The sequence below is a fragment of the Mycobacterium sp. E2699 genome (assembly GCF_001666745.1).
In the GTDB taxonomy this organism is placed as follows: domain Bacteria; phylum Actinomycetota; class Actinomycetes; order Mycobacteriales; family Mycobacteriaceae; genus Mycobacterium.
Genome location: NZ_LZJH01000077.1, coordinates 253,438 through 271,911 on the forward strand (window position 1 = coordinate 253,438; position 18,474 = coordinate 271,911).

Sequence of the window (18,474 nt, forward strand, 5' to 3'; positions counted from 1 at the left end):
GAGATCAAGAGCTGATCCCACGCACCGGCGACTCCCCGAGTGGCCGGTTTTCCCGGACTCCGCGGTACATGCCCCACCGGACGATCCAGGGCATCACCACCCGCTCGACCGCCCATGGCGGGAAGCGGAACGCCTGACCCGTCGGGAAGAAGACCTCGAGCCCGTTGGGCTGGATACCCAGCAACGAACCCCACCGGCGTCCGGGCGTCCGGAAGCGCCGCAGGTCACGGCCGGCGAACTCGGCGCGAATGTTGCGGGCCACCAGCGCATCCCCACGATTGCGCGCCGAGCTGCGGAGCGGGTCGGTGGCCGCGACGTCGCCGACCGCGAAGACGCCCCGATGACCGGGCACCCGCAGCTCCGGCGTCACCCGCACGAACCCGTGTCCGTCAAGCAGTTCGCGCGGCAGCCAGTCGGTGTTGGGTCGGGCCCGGCCTATCGCCCACAGCACGGCGGCGGCGGCGGCCGGCGGCTGGCCGGTGCTCCAGTGGACCGGTTCGGCGGTGATCCGGTCGCCGGCGAAACCGTCGCAAACCAGGGCGCGATGCCCGGGGTGCAGGCCCACCCCGAGGCCGGTGAGTCGGTTGCGGATGCGCCGCCAGGTGGCGGGGTGGTACTCGCCCAGGGCGCGTTCTCCGGGGAAGTACAGGTCGATGCGCTTGTCCGGCCAGGTGGTCGCCATGTTGACGGCGCTGCTGACCGCGGCCGCGCCGCCACCGACGACGATCACCGAATCGGCGGCGGACAGCCGGTCGTGCGCGGCGCGCAGCTCGGCGCCGATGTCGCCAGGCGACTGCAGCGTCGGCAGACGCCAGAATCCGTTGCTGACTCCCGTCGATATGACCAGCGCGTCGTATTCCTCGGCAACGGGTGTGCCGTCCGCGCGCCGGCCCAGGACGGTACGGCCCGCCAGATCCAGCCCCGTCAACCGGGCCTGCTCCGTGCGCACCCCGTCGAGACGGCGAAACCTGTCGAAGGGGATCCAGTAGTCGCGCGCCCAGTCGTCGGGGCGGGAGAGCCGGACGCCGAGCTCTTGGCCGCTGACCAGCGCGGGTTTGCTGGAAATGCCGACGACCTCGGCGTGCCGGGCCAGCCGGATCGCGGTCAGGACACCGACATCGCCCAGTCCGGCGATGACCACGCGCCTGCGGTTCATGTCACCATCACGCGACGCTTTCCTTCCCGCGCGACGCCCGGTTGGCGTCCCGCCCCCGCCCCCAGGTGGGCAAACTGTAACACGTTCTACCGGGGCGTCATTGGGCGTCGGCTCACCCACCAGCCAGTAGCATGAGCCAGCGGCCCCTCGGCCCGTCGAGCACTTGTCCGAGAACGACGAAAGGAGCGGCTCAGATGACGACACCGGCCGCCGTGCATCGCCACAATCCGCAGTTGATTCCGCGCCGGCTCCTGCGGGGCGGGCAGGTTCACCACCCGGCCGTTCTGGACGAGGCCCGCAGGCGCAGCGGCAACTTCCAGCTGCGCCTGGCCGACCGGATCACCGCGTTTGCCGGATCGATGAATTTCGTCTGGCTGCATGCGGCCCTGTTCGGCGCGTGGATGCTGTTGTTGGAACGCAGCCCCTGGCCGACGCTGACACTGGCGGTGTCGCTGGAGGCGATCTTTCTGTCGACGTTTGTGATGATCGGGCAGAACCGTCAGGCGGCCTTCCAGCAGGCGCGAGCCGACCATGACTTCCAGGCGCAGGAATTGGAGCTCAAGACCGACCTCGAGCTGACCCGTCAAATCCACATCCTCACCGAGGAGTTACATAGCCGCATCATCGGGAAGGGCGAGCGGGATGGGTAACGAATTGCATTGAGAGGGCAGTCTTTAACGACCCTTGCGGGGGAGCAGATGTCGGAGTTTGACGCGGCGGTGCGTCCGTGGGTGGACGGCGCGCTGCGCGCCGCGGTGCGGGCATCGGCCCCCCGCCCCGCGGCGGCTCGGCAGGCCGCCAAGGATTTGCAGCAAGACCTGTGGACGGCGGTGGGCGCCGAGATCCGCTGGGCGTTCACGCCGCCCCGCACCTGGCTGATGGGAGTGCTGGCCAACATCGTCTTCGCCGCGACGTGGTTACTGGTGCAGCCGCTGACCACCGGCCGCCACCACTCCGACTGGGTGATCCTGATCGGCACGTACTTTTCCTCGTGGGTGCTCGCCGATGTGACCACCACCAACCTGCTCGGCGCCGATCACTACCGCGTGCGGCAGGCGCTGTCCGACGGGGTGCCGTTCTGGCGGCTGCTGTTGATCAAGAATCTGGCCCTGCTGACGATCGTCGGCCTGCCGACATTGGTGGCGGCGATGGCCCTGACGCTGTGGTTGGAAACGCCCGCGCGCCTGGGGATAACGATCCCCACCGTCGCGGTGCCCATCGTGTCCTGGCTGGGTGTCGGCAACTTCGTCTCGGTACTGCACCCGGTGAGCGTTCAGCCGCTGATCCGCCGGTGGCGGCAGCGCGGCGATCGCCGCCGCATCCGCGGCTGGCTGCTGGCCCTGATGCTGCCGTATGCGCTGTACTACGTCGCCGACCCGATGAACGGCGTCGAGCACCGGGTGCTGTGGACGCAAGTGCCCAAACTGATCTGGCCGGTGTTCGGACGGGACACGAAAAGCTTCGTCCACCTGGCCATCGCCACCGGCGTTTACGTTGCGGGGACCGTTGCCGCCCTGCTGTGGGTCCGCAGGCGGGGGTTTCGGATCAGGTGAGCCTCAGCCTGCGAAGCCGGGCCCTGCCCACGGTGCTCCGCCTTACCCGCGGCCGCACCTACCGAACCGCGCAGAGCGCCCGCGAGCACATCGAGCAGCGGGCGTCGCTTCGGCAGTCGTTCGGGCCGCCGCCCCGGTTGCGTTCCGACGTCGACGTCCAGATGGAGCTTCGCTCGGACTGGCCCATATACACCCTGACTCCGAAGGACGGCACGACGGCGCGCCGCACCGTCTTCTACCTCCACGGCGGTGCCTGGGTCAACGAGATCACCTCGCAGCATTGGCGATTGGCTGCGCAGATCGCCGCGCAGGCGGGAGTGCGGGTGGTCGTGCCGATCTATCCGCTGGTGCCGTTCGCCACCGCCAAGGACGTCATGCCCGCGGTCGCCGAGTTGGTGGCCGAGAAGGCGGAGCCCGACCACAGCGTGTGTCTGGCCGGAGATTCCGCCGGGGGACAGATGGCTTTGTCGGTGGCGCTGATGCTGCGCGACGAGCGCCGCCTCGTGTTTCCGCGGACCGTGTTGATCTCGCCGGTCCTCGACGTTGCGCTGACGAACCCGTTGATCGCCGGCGTCGACGATCCGTGGCTCACCCGCGACGGACTGCTCGCATTCGCCGCTCGCTGGCGCGACGACCTGCCGAGGACCGACCCGATGGTGAGCCCGTTGCACGGCGGGCTGGCCGGCTTGGGACCCTTGACGGTGTTCAGCGGCACCCGGGACATCCTCAACCCCGACGCGCGGCTACTGGCCGACAAGGCCGCGGCGGCCGGCGTCGACGTCGACTACCACGAACGACGCGGCCTGGTCCACGTGTATCCGCTCACGCCGACGCCGGAGGGCCGCGCCGCGCGCGCCGTCATCGTCGAACGTCTGCGCGACGACTGACGGTCTCATCAAGCCCATCGCGGGACAAATCCGGGTCGCCGGTGCAATGATGAGCCTCGACATTGATCACGGCAGGTCAATGCCCCTGGCGAGAAGTGGTGCTGATGCAGCAGGCCAACTGTGAAGGCTGCGCCCGGCCGGAGCGTAATCGGCTGAGCCGCAGTGGAATTCATGCGCCAAGAATCCTCCAAGGTGTCTACGCCAACATCGCCGTGACCGGCCGCAACGACCCGTAACAACACCGATCGACCTTCAGAAGAGAGGGCAACACGATGACCGAACAACCAGCCGCGGGATGGTACCCCGACCCGAGCGGCGGGCCCGGGCAAATGTATTGGGACGGCCGGCAATGGCGCGCGGAAGCGGCTACGCCGGCCTCGGGTGTCGCCCCGTACGGCGGCGGCGCGCCGTACGGCGTCGACGCCTACGGCCGCCCGCTCTCCGACAAGAGCAAGGTGGTCGCGGGGCTGCTGCAGATCTTTCTCTCGACGTTCGCCGTGGGTCGCTTCTACCTCGGTTACACCAACATCGCCATCGCCCAGATCGCGGTGTCGCTGCTTACCTGCGGCATCGGCGCCCTGTGGCCGTTGATCGACGGAATCATGATCATCATGGGCAAGGTCCCCGACGCACAGGGGCGCACGCTGCGCGATTGACGAGCCTGGGCGGGTGGCAATGTCCGAAAGTCAGTGACCGCAAGGCGAATTGAAAGCCTTGGCTGCGGCCATCCGGCGCACCGATGTTTCGATGCTCGGCAGGCTCAACTCGCCTTCGTTGAGCGCCGACACCAACCGGTCGAGCACCGCCGGAACCGCGGTGGTGCTCACCCACAGCGCGGTGTCATTGCCGGCCTGCAAGGCCTTCAGTACCGCCTCGGCGACGCCGTAGCGATCGGTGATCGCCCGCATGCTCCCCAGGTCGTCGGTGAAGACCGGGCCGTCGAACGGAGGTGCGCCGTAGCCGATTCCGTTGCGCAACAATGCGATCGCGGCCGCGCTCAGGCTGGCGGGCTCGCTTCCGGTCAGGCCGGGAACCTGCATGTGACCGATCATCACTCCCACCGGCACCTGGGCGACCAGCGTCCGATAAGGCACCAGGTCGGCCCCTTGCATCTCGTCCAGCGGCGGCGTCACCACCCCGGTGGCGTGGGAGTCACCGGACGCGCGCCCGTGGCCGGGAAAGTGCTTGAGCACCGGCAGGACTCCGGCGTCACGCAGGCCGCGCGCGTAGGCGCTCGCGTACCGGGTGACCACCGCGGGGTCGTCGCTGAACGACCTGTCGCCGATCACGGTCTGGTCGGGCGCGTCGGTGACGTCGACGACCGGGGCGAAATCGATGGTTATGCCGAGCTGGCGCATCTTGCGGCCGCGGTCCAGCGCGAGTTGGTATACCTGGTCGGCCGGCTCGCTTCGCGCCAGTAAGCGCGCCGACGGTGCCTGACCGATCAGCGACGACAGCCGCTCGACCCGGCCACCCTCCTCGTCGACGCTGACCGCCAGGTGCAAGGGCCCCGCCGAGCGGGCGATCTCGGCCAGGGACCCGTCCGTGAGCATGGACAGGTTCGTCCAGCTGGCGACGAAGATGCCGCCGACGTGGTGGTTGGCGACGACCGCGCGCGCGTCGTCCGCATCGGTCACACCGACCATCAGCAGCTGCGCCAGCTTGTCCCGGTTCGACATCGATGCGAGCAGCGACGTGATGTCGCAACCCGGCGGTTTCGGAGAGGCCGGGGCTCCGTGCGGTGCCGTCGCCGACGTCGGCGAGGAAGCGCTGTGCCGGGAGCCGGCCAGGCGGACGCCGACGATGACGCCGCCGACGACGAGGGCAACGGCCAAGACGCCGGCGGCGATGACGGCGGTGCGCGGCCACGAGCGGCGTGACCGCGCGGTTCTGTCCGTGTCTTCCATTCGAGCCAAGCGTCTAACCGGCCGCATTGCGCGCCGCGATGTAGCCGTACACGAGCCCCTGCGCGATCGTCGCGCCCGCCCCCGGATAGGTTGTGCCGAAGGCGTTCGCGGCGGTATTGCCGATGGCGTAAAGCCCGGCGATCGCCCCGCCGTCTTCGCGCAGCACGCGCGCCGCCGAGTCGGTCTGGAGCCCGCCGCACGTACCCAGGTCGCTGAGCACCATTTTCACGGCGTAGAAGGGGCCTTTGAGCAAAGGGCGCAGGTTCGGGTTCGGTTTGATCGTCGGGTCGCCGTAGTACCGGTCGTACGCGCTGCGGCCCCGGCCGAAGTCGGGATCGACACCGGCAGCGGCGTTTTGATTGAATCGCGTCATCGTCCCGCGAAACTCCGGCACCGGGACCTTCATCAGTGCGGCGAGCCCGGACAGGTCTTCGGCCCGTACCGCGATGCCGGCGTCGTACCACGCCTGCGGGATACGCATGCGCGGGAACAGTTGGGCGCCAAAGACATAGCTGTTCCGGTACTGCTGATCGAACACGATCCACATCGTTTCGACCGGACTGCCGGACCGCTCCAGCGCGAGCAGCCGCTGACCGAACGACATGTAATCCGCCGACTCGTTGGCGAACCGGCGGCCGTTGTGGTCAACGATCAGACAACCGGGCAGCGACCGTTCGGCCAGCATCACCGCCGGCGCCTTGCCGGGCAGGGGCGCGATGGCGGGAAACCACCACGCCTGATCCATCAACCCGATGTCGGCGCCCAGTTCCTGACCCGCGCGGATCCCATCGCCGGTGTTGGACTCCGCGCCCAGGCTGAGGTTGGGTCCCAACGACTCTGACTGGAACTTCCAGCGCATGTCCATGCTGTGGTCGAAGCCGCCGGTGGCCAGCACCACCCCGCGCCGGGCGGCGATCGTCACCTCCCGTCCGTCGTGGTCCACCACCGCGCCGGTCACCCGCTCACCGTCGCCTTTCAGGCGCGTGAGCGCGGTGTCGGTCCACACCGGGATCCCGGCGCGCAGCACGCCCGCGAACAACCCGGCCATCAGCCCCTGCCCGCCGGCGGCGTAGCGCCGGCCGATCAGCCGGCCGCCGAAGCCCTGGGCCAGCCGCTTGCCGAAGGTGGGAATGCCCTTGGCCGGGACCCGCGTCACCAGATTCATCCACCGGTAGTCGGCACCGGTCGTCGGTATCGAAAAGCCGGCCTCCAGCACGCCGGGCCGAAGCCGGGTGCGGTGCTCGCCGAGGATCGCGGTGTCCAGCGGGTGGCACTCGCAGGTGCGGCCGGCCGCGCTGCCGCCCGACTCCTCGGGGTGGTAGTCGGAGTAGTCGCGGGCCCAGAACAGCCGCAAGGGGGTCGTTCGCCGGAGCATGTCGACCGTCGCTGGCACATGCGCGAGGAATTCGGTCGAGCGGTGTGGGGGAGCCGACCCGGCCACCACCGAGCACAGGTAGGCCGCCGCGCGATCAACGGTGTCGTCGGCGCCCGCCTCCCGCAGCACGGGGCTCGCGGGCAGCCAGAGCGCGCCCCCGGACCGCGCGGTCGAACCGCCCACGTACGACGACTTCTCGACGATCAGCACGGACAGGCCGCGTTCGCGGGCGGCGAGCGCGGCGGCCAGGCCGGTGCCCGAGCCCACCACCAGCAGATCCACGGTCGTGTCGGCGACGGTGAGGCCGGCCGGGATCGTCCTGCTGTGCGAGGCCACGTTCAGCACCGTATGCCGCCGCGGCGGCGAAAGAGAAGTCTCGTCCTTGCAGCGGCACCAAGGCCGCAGCGCTTCGAGCGTCCGGCTGTCACGCCTCACGGGCTCGCGAACGTAACCTGGCTGCCATTTTCGGCGGGGGTTTTCGCGGTGTGGTTACGCTCGCCGGCAAGCCGCCGACCGGCCCGCGCGGCGGCCGTAGAAGCTGCCGTCCCCGAGCGAGACGCCGCTGGCGTAACCCCACGCGGCCAGCCCCGCGGTCGAGCGGCCGGCGGCGTATAGCCCCGGGATGGGCTCGCCGCTGACGTGCAGCACCTCTGCTTCCAGCGTGGTGGCCAGCCCACCCAGGGTGAACCCGCCGGTGTTCTCCCGCAGATCGATTGCCCCGACCGGCGAACCGATCGGCTTGACCCATTCCGGCTTCTTGTGCAGCAGCGGGTCCTCGCCTCGCGTGGCGCCCTCGTTGTAGGCGGCGACGGTCGCCTGCAGCGAACCGGGCGCCAGGCCGATGTCCTGTTCCAGCTCGGCGACGCTATCGGCCACCCAGGTCGGTTGCCGCAGCATGAACTTCGGCGACCAGGAGGCCATCGCCTCCTGCTGCGCCTCGTCGTCGATGATGAGGTACGCGATGTTGTCCTGCTGGTACAGGGTGAGCTGCCCGATCCGGCCCGGGTAGGTGTCCTCGGGGACGTAACGCTGCCCGCGGCCGTTGACCAGGATGCCCCGCACCAGTTGCTGCGGATCGATGAAGATCGCGACCTCGGTGGCGTCCATGTGGGCCAGGTCGGCGCCCAGCGCCTGGGCCATCCGGATCGCCTGACCGTCGTGTTGCTCGATGGACGCCGCCGGGCGCCCGGCGATCCGCGGCGCGTACCGCGCCACCATCGCGTCGTTGTAGGCGAAGCTGCCCGTCGCGAGTACGACGCCCCGCCGGGCACGAACGCACATCTCATTGCCGTATTGCCGGGCTTGGATCCCGACGACCCTGCCGTCGGACTCGACGATCAGGCGTTGCGCGCGCACGTCGTAGAGCGCCCGCGCGCCGGCGGCGGTGGCGGTTTCGACGAGCGGCTTCATCAGCATGTAGCCGGCGCTGGCTTCGCCCTGCTTCTTGTTCGACATCTGCGGGACGTGGCCGCGCGGGGCCGGCGTGGCGATCGTGTTGAACGGGTAGGCGTTTTCGCCGCCGCTGTACATCAGGCCCTGGTCGCCCATCGGTTCCCAGCCCGGTTCGGCGAAGAACTCCGCCTTGAACGGCACGCCGCAGCCGACGAGCCATTCGAAATGGGCGACGCTGCCGGCGCAGTAGTCGGCGATCCGGTCCTCGTCGGCGCCGGGGCCCATCGCGACGTTGAGGAAGGCCGCCATGTTCTCGACGGAATCGTCGAAGCCGCAGGCCTTCTGCAGTGGCGTGCCGCCGCCGAGATAGATGAAGCCACCCGCCATCGCCGCCGCGCCACCCCAGGACCCGGTGCGTTCCAGCACCAGAACGGAGGCGCCGGAGCGGGCCGCCTCCACCGCCGCGGCTGCGCCGGCGACCCCGTACCCGGCGACGACGACGTCGGCCTCGTCGTCCCACGACGCGATCGAGGACGCCGGAAGCGGCGTGACGTCCCGGTCGAGCGTCATGGCTTCATCGCGGCGGGCATCTCACCGATCCACTGGTGACCCCAGTAGCTGTCGGCGGTGATTTCCTCTGCGGTGTAATAGGTTTCGTCGACGCGCATGCCGTCGGTGCCGAACTCGATGTCCCAGTCGCCCGGCGCCCGGACGTAGAACGAGACCATCTTGTCGTTGGTGTGGCGCCCCAGGGTGGACGACAGCTGGAAGCCCTCGGCGTTGACGCGGTCCAGCGCCTGACCCACCGCGTCGAGGCTGTCGACCTCGACCATGATGTGCACCAGGCGCGGATCGCGCTGGTGCATCGCGGGGACGATCGCCATGCTGTGATGGCGCTCGTTGATGCCGAGGAAGCGCACCCGCACCGGGCCGAACTCCTTGGGCAACGGCACCCGGAACGCGCCGCGAGAACGGAAACCCAGAACCTCGGTGTAGAAGTCGAACAGCCCGCCCGGATCCATAGTCGGCACCACGACATGGCCCATGCCCTGGTCGCCGGTGACGAACTTCGCGCCGAACGGGGTGATCACCGGGCTGTGGTCCAGCACCGCGCCGTGAAACACCTCGATCGTGGTGCCGGCCGGGTCGTCGAAGCTGATCACCTCTTCCACCCGGCGGCTCTCGGCCTCATCGACCGACAGCTGCTTGAACGCGACGCCGGCGCCGTCAAGGGTGGCCTTGACCCGTTGCAGCGCCGCGTCGTCACGCACCTCCCAGCCGATGGTGAGCACCCGGTCGGTCTCGCCCGGGAAGACGATGAGCCGCGCCGCACGCTCGTCCATCCGCAGGTACAGCGCCGACGGGTCCGGCCCCTTACCCTCCGCGAAGCCGAGGACGCCGAACGCGAAATGCCGCCAGCGGTCGATCTCGGCGGTCGAAATCGTAATGTAGCCAAGGCTTTTCAGGTCACTCACGGTCGCGTCCTCCTAGATCAGGGCCCGCAGCGGACCCTCGGGCGGCTCGATGCCCAGGGAACTCAGCGCCGACGCGTGATACGTGGTGCCGGGGACGTGAATGGCGTGCAGCAGGCCGACGTGCGCGTCGCGCCAGTACCGCTGAAGCGGCTTGTCCATGCGCGCGGCGTTACCCCCCGACCTGGCGAAGATCTCGTCGACCGCGCCGACCGCGCGCCACACGGCGCGGATCTGGGTGCGCCGCCCCGCCGCGCGGTCGGCGAACGACACCTCCTTGCCCGCGGCGACCATGTCGTAGATGCGGTCGGCGTTGGCCAGCAGCTCCTGGCGGGCGGCGTTGATGTCGGCCGCCGCCTCGCCGATCGCGTGCATGACGTACGGGTCGTCCTTGATCGCGGTGCCGGTGGCGCCGACGCGTTCCCGTTGGTAGTCGAGGTGCGCGGCCAGCGCTCCCTCGGCGATGCCGATGGTCGCCGCCGAGATGCCCAGCGGGAACATCGTCGACCACGGCATCAGATACAGCGGCTCGGTCATGCCGGCCTCACGCTGCGCGGTGCCGTCCATCACCTTGGTCGCGTCCATGGTCCGGTAGGCGGGAACGAACGCGTCCTTGACGATCACGTCCTTGGAGCCGGTTCCGCGCAGCCCCACCACATTCCACGAGTCCTCGACGATCTCATAGTCCTTGCGCGGCAGGATCATGTGCAGCATCTGCGGCGGCATGATCGGGATGCCCTGCTCGTTGCCGAGCATCGCGCCCAGGATGATCCAGTCGCAGTGGTCGGTGCCGGAACTGAACTGCCAGCGGCCGTTGAACACATACCCGCCGTCGACCTGCTTGGCCACGCCCTGCGGCGCGTAAGGGGACGCCATCCAGGTGTCGACGTCGTCGGCCCAGACCTCGGCGGGCACTTTGGGATCGGCGTAGGCCAGCTGGTAGGGGTGCACGCCCACCACGCCGACGATCCAGCCGGCGGCCGGGTCCAGCGCCGCCGTGGCCATCACCGTCTCGGCGAACTCACGGGGGTGGACCTCGAACCCCTGGTAGCCCTTGGGCTGCAGCAGCCGGATCAGGCCGGCCCCCTTCATGAGCTTGACGGTGTCGTCGGTGAGCCGGCCGATTCGTTCGGCTTCGGCCGCCTGGTCGCGCAGCTGATCGGCCATGGCGATCACGTGGTCGATAACCCGCTCGCTCATCTTGTCGTCCTAACGTCCGGGGGCTTAGGTAATGGTCTACCGCAGTCTGCGCCAAACCCGAAGGCATTCCGGGCGAGCGGACGAAAAGGAGGAGCACAATCCATGACCGATCTGGACGACCTGGCGGCCCGACTGCGCCGGCTCGAGGACGACCGCGACATCAGACAGCTGATCGCGTCCTACGGCCCGGCGGTGGACGCCGGGGACGCGGATGCGGCCGCGGGGCTGTGGGCGAGCGACGGCGTCTACGACGTCGACGGCTGGTGCATGGCGAGCCGGGCGGACGTTCGCGCGATGGTCGCCTCGGAGGCCCACCAGAAGCTGGTGGCCAAGGGCTGCAGCCACTTCCTGGGGCCGTGCGTCGTCACGCTCGACGGCGACCGGGCGGTGGCGGTCTGCGAATCCCTGGTGCTCGTCCGCGACGGTGACGGCTATCGCGTGTGGCGGGCCACCGCCCACCACTTCGCGCTGTGGAGGACCGACGACGGCTGGCAGATCACCACCCGCACCAGCCGGGTCCTCGACGGCAATCCCGACGCGCACGCGCTCTTGACGAGGGGCCTGGCGGGCCGCTAGCGCTTCAGGAACGCCAGCACCGTGCTTTCGAACGCCTCCTTGGCCTCGATCATGGCCCAGTGTCCCGAGTTGGGGAAGATGTGCAGTTCGGCGTTGGGGATCGTGCGCATCGGGATCAGCGCCATGTCCGGTGGGCTCACCCGGTCATCGCGGCCCCAGGTCAGCAGGGTCGGCGCCGCCAGCTTGTGCATCACCGCCCACGGCTGCGGCCGGTCGGAGGCCGCCATCGCGGCGTTCATCGCGGCGAATGCCGCCTTGCCGTACATCCGGCGCGCGGCGGCCAGGGTCTCGGGATCGGTCGCCAGTTGCCAGCGTTCCTCGATGAGTTCGTCGGTGACGAGGGACTGGTCGTACACCATCGACTTGAGCCAGTCGACGAGCCGCTGGCGGGTCGGGTCCTCGACGAACTCCTGCAGCAGCCGGATGCCCTCACTGGGGCTGGGGCTGAAGATGTTGGTGCCGATTCCGCCGATCGTCACCAGCCGGCCAACGCGGTCCGGGTTGCGGATGGCGAAGTTGATGCCGACACCGCCGCCCATCGAGTTGCCGACGATGTGCACCTTGTCGACGCCCAGCGTGTCCAGCAACGGCGAGACGGCGCCGAAGGCGTCCACCATCGGGTGCCCGCCGAAGTCGTCGCTGACCCCGAATCCCGGGAATTCCAGGACCAGGCAGCGGTAGTGCTCGGCGAACGCGGGCAGGATCCCGCGAAAGTTGCGCCAGCCGGTGACGCCCGGGCCCGAGCCATGCAGGAAGAGCAGCACCGGAGCGGAATCCGGGCCGCCCTCGTAATAGCGCAAAGCCCCTTTCGGGGTGCTGATTTCGCGGAGGTCTTGCTCGACGGTCGCTTTCGCACTGTTGGCCACGGATGTCACCCTGCCATGCCGCCCCGCCGAGCGGGAGCGGTGTTCCGCCCATCGGTCGGCCGGGCCCTGGTCTACAGTCTTCGGGCATGCGGTTGCTGGTCACCGGCGTGGACGAATCGGGGCGGTCGTGCGCCGCGGAAGACGCCACCGTCGCAATGCAGGGCGACGCCGGCCGCGGCGGCCTCCTGTATTCGGTGCTCTACGCCTCGCCGTCCCTTCCGGCGATGTCGACCGGGGGAGGGCGATCCGCGGACCTTCTCGACCTGGTGGTGGCGCCCGGCGCGCTGCGCTGGACGGCGATCGAGTACGCACCGGGCGCGGAGTTCTCCATGCACCACACCGACACCGTCGATTTCGACGTGGTGCTGACGGGCTCGGTGGATTTGATCCTGGACGACGGAACGCACCGGCTGACGGTCGGCGACAGCGTGGTGGTCACCGGCGTCGACCACGCCTGGCTCGCCGGCCCGCAGGGCTGCCGGCTCAGCGTCCTGACGATCGGGGCGGCGGCCGGGCCATCGTCGAGCCCGGGGCCGCCCAATCCGTCGACACCGTCCGATGCCTGATCAGCCAGGTCCCACCGTCGGGCACCAGGATGTCGCGATAACGACCGAAATGATCGAGCCCGATCTGGGTGACCACGGTGAAGTAGGACGCCACCTGCGCCTCGTCGGGCGTGAGACCGGTGAACAGCACGTTGGTGACGATGTGCCGGACTACGGGCTTGAGGCCGGCGCGGGCGGCGACGCGCCCGGTGATGCCGCCGAGGAAGGACGCGATCTCGGCCCGCCCGCGCAACGGCTCCGACCCGCGAACCTCGAGGATGCCGTCCGCGCAGAACGTTTCGGCGAGGCCGTCGGGCCGGCCGGCATCGCCCGACCAGTTGTAGCGCGCGAGCGTGTCGCGGATCCGCTCACGGGCGGCCAGTTCCCACATCTCCACCGGCGTGAGCCTAATCGCGTTACCTCACGAGATAGGGCCGGAAACCGCGGTGCGCCGGCGCCGGGGTGATCCCGTTCAGTTCGAAGACCGCGATGAGGGCACGCAACAGCGCGGGGGACCAGTCGTCGAACGGTTGGGCGTCCATTCGGTCGAGCAACTCGCGGCGAAGGTACTCGATGCAGGTCGGCGGCTGGTGATCGGTCATGTCGATGACGACGCTAGAAGCGACGGCCAGGGGTGTACAGCCGACTGGCCATATTCAAATCTGATTCAGACGGGAATGAATCGCGGCCTGTGCCGGTAGAACAACGCATGAGACTCAACGACGCCGCTCGCGAACTCATCGGCAAGGGGGCCGACGCCACCCTGGTCACCATCAATCCCGACGGCAGCCCCCAGGTGAGCCTGGTCTGGGCCGCCCTGCAGTCGACGCCCGACGGGGACGAATTCGTCACCGCGCACCTGGCCGAACACAAGAAGGTGCGCAATATCCGCAGGGATCCGCGCGTCGCCGTCACCATCGTGTCGCTCGGCCCGAGCCCGGGGATGCGGCCGTACCTCTCGATCGCCGGAACCGCCCGAATCGTCGAGGGTGGCGCACCCGAGCTGCTCAGCGAGCTCAACCCGGTCCTGGGCGACCCGAACATGAAATTCCCGCCGGACGATGCGCCGCCGGGACTGCTCACCCGCATCCGCATCGACAAGGTCGGCGGCATCGGCCCCTGGGCGTCCTGACGGGGAATTTTGCCACTTCCGCTACCGACAGTAGCGGAATACAGTGGGTGGGTGGCGACCGGCGACGACGGCAGGCATCTGCGCACCTGCCCCCTGTGTGAAGCCATGTGCGGCTTGGAGATTCACGTCGAAGGCGGCAGGGTCACCGGCATCCGCGGCAACCGCGACGACGTCTGGAGCCGCGGACACCTGTGCCCGAAGGGCGTATCGCTGGCCCAGGTGCACGACGACCCGGACCGCCTCCGCCGCCCGATGATCAAACTCGACGGCCAATGGCACGAGGTCAGCTGGGACGCGGCGTTTCGCCGCTGCACCGAACTGCTGACCCCGGTGATCGAGAAGTACGGCATCGCTGCGGTCACCGCCTACACGGGTAACCCACTGGCGCACTCGTTTTCGTTGGCCCGGTATGCGGGCGTGCTGCTGGGCATGTCGGGGATGCCGGTGACGTATTCGCCGGGCACCGTCGACCAATGGCCCAAAAACCTGTCGTCGCACCTGATGTACGGCCTGTGGTGGAATTTCCCGGTTCCCGACATCGAGCGCACCGACCTGTTGGTCATCATGGGCGCCAACCCCGCGGCATCGCAGGGGTCGCTGCTGGCCGCGCCGGACGTGATGGGGCTGATCAACGGGATTCGCAGACGCGGCAAGGTGATCGTGATCGACCCGGTCCGCACCCAGACCGCCGCCCAGGCCGACGAGTGGCTGCCGATCGTGCCGGGCACCGACGCGGCGCTGCTGCTCGCCGTCGCGCACACCCTCTTCGACGAGGGCCTGGTCGATCCCGGCCCGCACGTCGACGGTGTGGAGACGATGCGCCGCGTCGCCGCGGACTGGCCGCCCGAGCGGGTCAGCGCCGCCACGGGGATCGACGAAGACCGCATCCGCACACTGGCGCGCGAACTCGCCGGCACGGAGAGGTCGGTGGTGTATGGCCGAATCGGCTTGTGCAATCAGGAATTCGGCAGCCTGGCCAGCTGGCTGGTCGACGTCATCAACATTTTGACCGGCCATTTCGACACCCCCGGCGGCGCGATGTTCCCCAGGCCGGCGGCCTGGTCGATCACCACGCAGCCGTTGCCGGGTCTCGAAGGCGGCCTTCCCGAGTTCGGTCGCTGGCGCACCCGGGTCCGCGGCGCCAAGGAGGTCCTGGGCCAGGCCCCGGTGTCGTGCATGGCCGAGGAGATCGCCACACCCGGCGAGGGCCAACTCAAGGCGTTGATCACCGTCGCCGGCAACCCGGTGCTGTCCACACCCGGCGGCGACAAGCTCGACGAGGTGCTGCCGATGCTGGAAGCCATGATCTCCGTTGACCTTTGGCTCAACGAGACGACGCGCCACGCCGACGTCATCCTGCCGGGGCTGTCGCCCCTCGAGCAGCCGCACCACGACGACCTGATCCTGCTGTTCGCGATCCACAGCATCGCGAACTACTCGGCGCCGGTGTTCGATCCCGGCGATCGCCCGCACGAATGGGAGATCCTGATCCGGTTGACCGGCCTGTGCACCGGCACACCGGCCGAGGACGTCGACGTCGCCGCGATCGACGACGGGTTCTTCGACTACCTGGCGTTCACCCGCGGAGTCGACGGTGCGGAGATCCGGAAGCTGTACGAGCATGGCGGACCCGAGCGGATGCTCGACCTCACGCTGCGGACCGGGCCCTTCGGAGATCAGTACGGCAAGAACCCGGGCGGGCTCACCCTGGACATGCTCAAGGCCAACCCGAACGGAATCGACTTCGGCCCGATGGTGCCGCAGCTGCCCGACATCCTGGGCACCCTCGACAAGAAGATCCGTCTCGCGCCGCAATACCTGCTCGACGACCTGCCGCGGCTGGCCGCGCGGCTGGAGCGGCCGGTGGAGCCGCTGGTGCTCGTGAGCCGCAGGCACCTGCGATCGAACAACACCTGGATGCACAACGCGCCCGCGCTGATGAGGGGCAGGGACCGTTGCACGCTGCTGATCCACCCCGACGACGCCGCCCGCTGCGGCGTCGCCGACGCCGACGTCGTCACCGTGAAGTCGGAGGCCGGCGAGATCAGGGTGCCCGTCGAGGTCACCGACGCGATCAGGCCCGGCGTGGTGTCCCTGCCGCACGGCTGGGGGCACGGCAAGCCGGGCACCCGCCTGTCGGTGGCCAACAGCTCGCCGGGGGCCAACACCAACGTGCTCTCACCGCCGACGTTCATCGACGAACCGTCGGGCAACGGGGCCCTGAACGGCATCCCGGTGACGATCATCGACGAGCAGGCGCGATTTCGGGCCGACCTCACAGCGAATCGATAACCACGATCCAGCCCGCTGCTAACACCGGGGCGCAGCCTTGGCGGCATGGCGCACATGCAAACCACAATCATACGAACGATTTTCGCCGGCGTCGCGACCTTCGCAGCGCTGGTGCTGTTTCACGCCGCGCAATCCGACTACCCGAAAACCGTTGGGACACCAGGGTCGATGAGCGTGGTGAACCGAGCCGATGGCGACGACGACGAAGCCCAACTTCAGCAACAGCTGCAGGCCGACCAGCAGATGCAGCAGGCCGAGCAGCAGGCCGAACAGCAAGAGCAACTGGACCTTCAGCAAGCCCAGCAAGATGAGCAGCAAGGCCTGCAGGTGGAGCAGCAGGCCACCCTGTCGGTCCCCGGAAGCTGACCACACACACGACGGGGACGCCGGCCCGGTTCACCACCGCTGTGAGGGGCCGCGCCGGATTGTGTTTCGGCTCACCTTCCCGACGATCCGATGAACCGCGGTGGGGCGGCGGTCGTCGGCTGGGCATGACTGCAACCAGGTATTCCACATCCACAACCCATGCCGCCGTCGACGCGCGAGGCGCCCCGCGCATCGCCGGCACCGCGGTGGCGTTCACCCCGCACCGCTACGACCAGGACGAGGTGGCGCGCGAGCTCACCGAATTCGTGGAACCGGGCTTCATCCGGTTCGCGCGGACGGCGGGCGTCGACAATCGCAGCCTCGCGCTGCCGCTGTCGCGTTACCCGAAGCTGACCGGGTTCACCGAGGCCAACAACGCCTACCTCGAGGTCGCCGTCGACCTGGGCGAGCGGGCGGTGCGCTCGGCGCTGGCCGCGGCGAACATCGAACCCGCCGAGGTCGACACCATCGTGATGGTCTCCAGCACCGGCATAGCGGTGCCGACGATCGACGCGCGGCTGATGTCGCGAGTCGGGCTGCGGCCCAACATCAAACGCGTCCCACTGTTCGGGCTCGGCTGCGTGGCCGGTGCGGCGGGCATGGCACGCGTCTACGACTACTTGCACGGCTACCCGGGGGATGTGGCTGTGCTGTTGTCGGTCGAGCTGTGTTCGCTCACGCTGCAGCGGAGCGACACCTCCATCCCGGCCCTGATCGGCGTGTCGCTGTTCGGCGACGGCGCGGCGGCAGTCGTTGCCACCGGTGCGGACCGGCTCCCGTTGGGGGACAAGGCGAGTCAAGGTCCGCGCGTCCTCGCGACGCGGAGCCGCGTGGTCGCCGAGACGGTCGACGTCATGGGGTGGAACGTCAGCTCCAACGGGTTCCAGCTGGTGATGTCGCGTGACGTCCCGAAGATGGCCGACGACTATCTGCGCGGCGAGGTCGACACCTTCCTGGCCGATCACGGCCTGTCGGTCGCGGATATCACGACCTGGGTGTGCCATCCCGGTGGTCCGAAGGTCCTCGACTCGATCGAGAACGCCCTTGGTCTGTCACCGCAAGCGTTGGTGCACAGCCGAAACTCCATGCGCGAGAACGGAAACATCTCGTCGGCGTCCGTGCTTGACGTCCTGCGCAGAACCCTGGCCGAGCCGCCGAAGGCGGGATCCTACGGGGTGATGCTCGCGATGGGTCCGGGCTTCAGCTTCGAACTGCTTCTACTCCAGTGGTGAGGAACTAGACCATGTATTACTACCTGCTCATCCTCGCCATCGGTGCGGAGCGATTGGTCGAGCTTGCGGTCGCCCAGCGGAACGCGAGGTGGTCATTCGCCCACGGCGGCAAGGAGTTCGGCCGCGATCATTACCCGGCGATGGTCAGCATGCATGCGCTGCTGCTGATCTCGTGCGTCGTCGAAGTGTGGACCCTGGGCCGGCCGTTCATCGGTTGGCTCGGATGGCCGATGCTCGGCGTCGTGGCGCTGAGCACCGCGGTCCGGTGGCGTTGTGTCGCCGTGCTCGGCAAGCACTGGAACCCGCGGTTGATCGTGATCCCCGGTGCGCCGGTGATCCGGGACGGGCTGTATCGATGGGTCCGGCACCCCAACTACACGGCGGTGGCGGCAGAGGTGGCGGCGCTGCCGCTGGTGCATTCGGCGTGGCTGACGGCAATCATGTTCAGCGTCGCCAACGCGGTGGTGCTGAACGTGCGGATCCGCGCGGAGAACGCCGCATTGGGCTACGCCTAACGATCAGG

General features: G+C 68.9%; 20 protein-coding genes. 11 read left to right on the top strand and 9 right to left on the bottom strand.

Annotated elements, in window-relative coordinates:
- Window positions 1–4 precede the first annotated feature (4 nt).
- Window positions 5–1,156 (bottom strand): FAD-dependent oxidoreductase, encoded by a 1,152-nt coding sequence (locus tag A5696_RS13050; protein WP_067878936.1) that lies wholly within the window; start codon window positions 1,154–1,156, stop codon window positions 5–7.
- Window positions 1,157–1,350: 194 nt separating this feature from the next.
- On the opposite strand from A5696_RS13050, the gene A5696_RS13055 reads away from it, so the two are divergent.
- The 4 genes from A5696_RS13055 to A5696_RS13070 all read left to right on the top strand — a co-directional run bounded on the left by A5696_RS13055 (window position 1,351) and on the right by A5696_RS13070 (window position 4,252).
- Window positions 1,351–1,806: a DUF1003 domain-containing protein gene (locus A5696_RS13055; RefSeq protein ID WP_082969007.1), complete on the top strand. Its 456-nt coding sequence runs from the start codon at window positions 1,351–1,353 to the stop codon at window positions 1,804–1,806.
- 48 nt (window positions 1,807–1,854) lie between these two features.
- Window positions 1,855–2,709 (top strand): hypothetical protein, encoded by an 855-nt coding sequence (locus A5696_RS13060; RefSeq protein WP_231964310.1) that lies wholly within the window; start codon window positions 1,855–1,857, stop codon window positions 2,707–2,709.
- Window positions 2,706–3,596: an alpha/beta hydrolase gene (locus tag A5696_RS13065; protein ID WP_067879228.1), complete on the top strand. Its 891-nt coding sequence runs from the start codon at window positions 2,706–2,708 to the stop codon at window positions 3,594–3,596. The genes A5696_RS13060 and A5696_RS13065 overlap by 4 nt, the downstream gene beginning before the upstream one ends.
- A 272-nt stretch (window positions 3,597–3,868) precedes the next feature.
- Window positions 3,869–4,252 (top strand): NINE protein, encoded by a 384-nt coding sequence (locus A5696_RS13070; RefSeq protein ID WP_082969014.1) that lies wholly within the window; start codon window positions 3,869–3,871, stop codon window positions 4,250–4,252.
- 30 nt (window positions 4,253–4,282) lie between these two features.
- Here the strand turns inward: A5696_RS13070 and A5696_RS13075 are convergent, their stop codons facing one another.
- From A5696_RS13075 to A5696_RS13095, 5 genes are all read right to left on the bottom strand, one after another.
- Entirely contained in the window at window positions 4,283–5,503 is a 1,221-nt protein-coding gene (locus A5696_RS13075; RefSeq protein WP_067878938.1) for a glycoside hydrolase family 3 N-terminal domain-containing protein, read from the bottom strand.
- Window positions 5,504–5,516: 13 nt separating this feature from the next.
- On the bottom strand, window positions 5,517–7,214 hold the full coding sequence (locus tag A5696_RS13080; RefSeq protein WP_067879231.1) for a 3-ketosteroid-delta-1-dehydrogenase: 1,698 nt from the start codon (window positions 7,212–7,214) through the stop codon (window positions 5,517–5,519).
- A gap of 153 nt (window positions 7,215–7,367) precedes the next feature.
- Window positions 7,368–8,840 carry an FAD-dependent oxidoreductase gene (locus A5696_RS13085; protein ID WP_067878939.1) on the bottom strand — a complete coding sequence of 491 codons (1,473 nt, stop codon included), beginning with the start codon at window positions 8,838–8,840 and terminating at the stop codon, window positions 7,368–7,370.
- The gene (bphC, locus tag A5696_RS13090; protein WP_067878941.1) at window positions 8,837–9,745 is read right to left on the bottom strand and encodes a biphenyl-2,3-diol 1,2-dioxygenase; all 909 of its coding nucleotides are present in this window, start codon (window positions 9,743–9,745) and stop codon (window positions 8,837–8,839) included. The genes A5696_RS13085 and bphC overlap by 4 nt, the downstream gene beginning before the upstream one ends.
- Window positions 9,746–9,757: 12 nt before the next feature.
- A complete protein-coding gene (locus tag A5696_RS13095) occupies window positions 9,758–10,942 on the bottom strand; it encodes an acyl-CoA dehydrogenase family protein (RefSeq protein ID WP_067878944.1) in 1,185 nt (394 codons plus the stop codon).
- A gap of 102 nt (window positions 10,943–11,044) precedes the next feature.
- Here A5696_RS13095 and A5696_RS13100 point away from each other — a divergent pair, with 102 nt between their 5' ends.
- Window positions 11,045–11,518: a nuclear transport factor 2 family protein gene (locus A5696_RS13100; RefSeq protein WP_067878946.1), complete on the top strand. Its 474-nt coding sequence runs from the start codon at window positions 11,045–11,047 to the stop codon at window positions 11,516–11,518.
- Here A5696_RS13100 and A5696_RS13105 read toward each other — a convergent pair.
- Complete coding sequence (locus tag A5696_RS13105; protein WP_067878948.1) at window positions 11,515–12,384, bottom strand: alpha/beta fold hydrolase; 870 nt, start codon at window positions 12,382–12,384, stop codon at window positions 11,515–11,517. The two genes, A5696_RS13100 and A5696_RS13105, sit on opposite strands and share 4 nt — an antisense overlap.
- An 86-nt stretch (window positions 12,385–12,470) precedes the next feature.
- Between A5696_RS13105 and A5696_RS13110 the strand changes: the two genes are divergently transcribed.
- Window positions 12,471–12,950, top strand: coding sequence for a cupin domain-containing protein (locus A5696_RS13110; RefSeq protein ID WP_067878952.1), 480 nt, complete (start codon window positions 12,471–12,473; stop codon window positions 12,948–12,950).
- On the opposite strand, the gene A5696_RS13115 is transcribed toward A5696_RS13110, so the two are convergent.
- Together A5696_RS13115 and A5696_RS13120 are read right to left on the bottom strand one after the other, a co-directional pair.
- Window positions 12,868–13,326, bottom strand: a complete 459-nt coding sequence (locus A5696_RS13115) for a nuclear transport factor 2 family protein (RefSeq protein WP_067878955.1) — start codon at window positions 13,324–13,326, stop codon at window positions 12,868–12,870. The two genes, A5696_RS13110 and A5696_RS13115, sit on opposite strands and share 83 nt — an antisense overlap.
- 19 nt (window positions 13,327–13,345) lie before the next feature.
- Window positions 13,346–13,531 (bottom strand): hypothetical protein, encoded by a 186-nt coding sequence (locus tag A5696_RS13120; protein ID WP_067878958.1) that lies wholly within the window; start codon window positions 13,529–13,531, stop codon window positions 13,346–13,348.
- Window positions 13,532–13,638: 107 nt separating this feature from the next.
- Here A5696_RS13120 and A5696_RS13125 point away from each other — a divergent pair, with 107 nt between their 5' ends.
- The 5 genes from A5696_RS13125 to A5696_RS13145 all read left to right on the top strand — a co-directional run bounded on the left by A5696_RS13125 (window position 13,639) and on the right by A5696_RS13145 (window position 18,466).
- Entirely contained in the window at window positions 13,639–14,061 is a 423-nt protein-coding gene (locus A5696_RS13125) for a PPOX class F420-dependent oxidoreductase (RefSeq protein ID WP_067878961.1), read from the top strand.
- A 51-nt stretch (window positions 14,062–14,112) separates the two neighbouring features.
- A complete protein-coding gene (locus A5696_RS13130) occupies window positions 14,113–16,353 on the top strand; it encodes a molybdopterin-dependent oxidoreductase (protein WP_082969008.1) in 2,241 nt (746 codons plus the stop codon).
- Between the two features lie 45 nt (window positions 16,354–16,398).
- Window positions 16,399–16,719, top strand: coding sequence for a hypothetical protein (locus tag A5696_RS13135; RefSeq protein WP_067878965.1), 321 nt, complete (start codon window positions 16,399–16,401; stop codon window positions 16,717–16,719).
- 125 nt (window positions 16,720–16,844) lie between these two features.
- Entirely contained in the window at window positions 16,845–17,951 is a 1,107-nt protein-coding gene (locus tag A5696_RS13140) for a type III polyketide synthase (protein ID WP_082956499.1), read from the top strand.
- An 11-nt stretch (window positions 17,952–17,962) separates the two neighbouring features.
- Complete coding sequence (locus A5696_RS13145) at window positions 17,963–18,466, top strand: isoprenylcysteine carboxyl methyltransferase family protein (RefSeq protein ID WP_067878968.1); 504 nt, start codon at window positions 17,963–17,965, stop codon at window positions 18,464–18,466.
- Window positions 18,467–18,474: the final 8 nt, after the last annotated feature.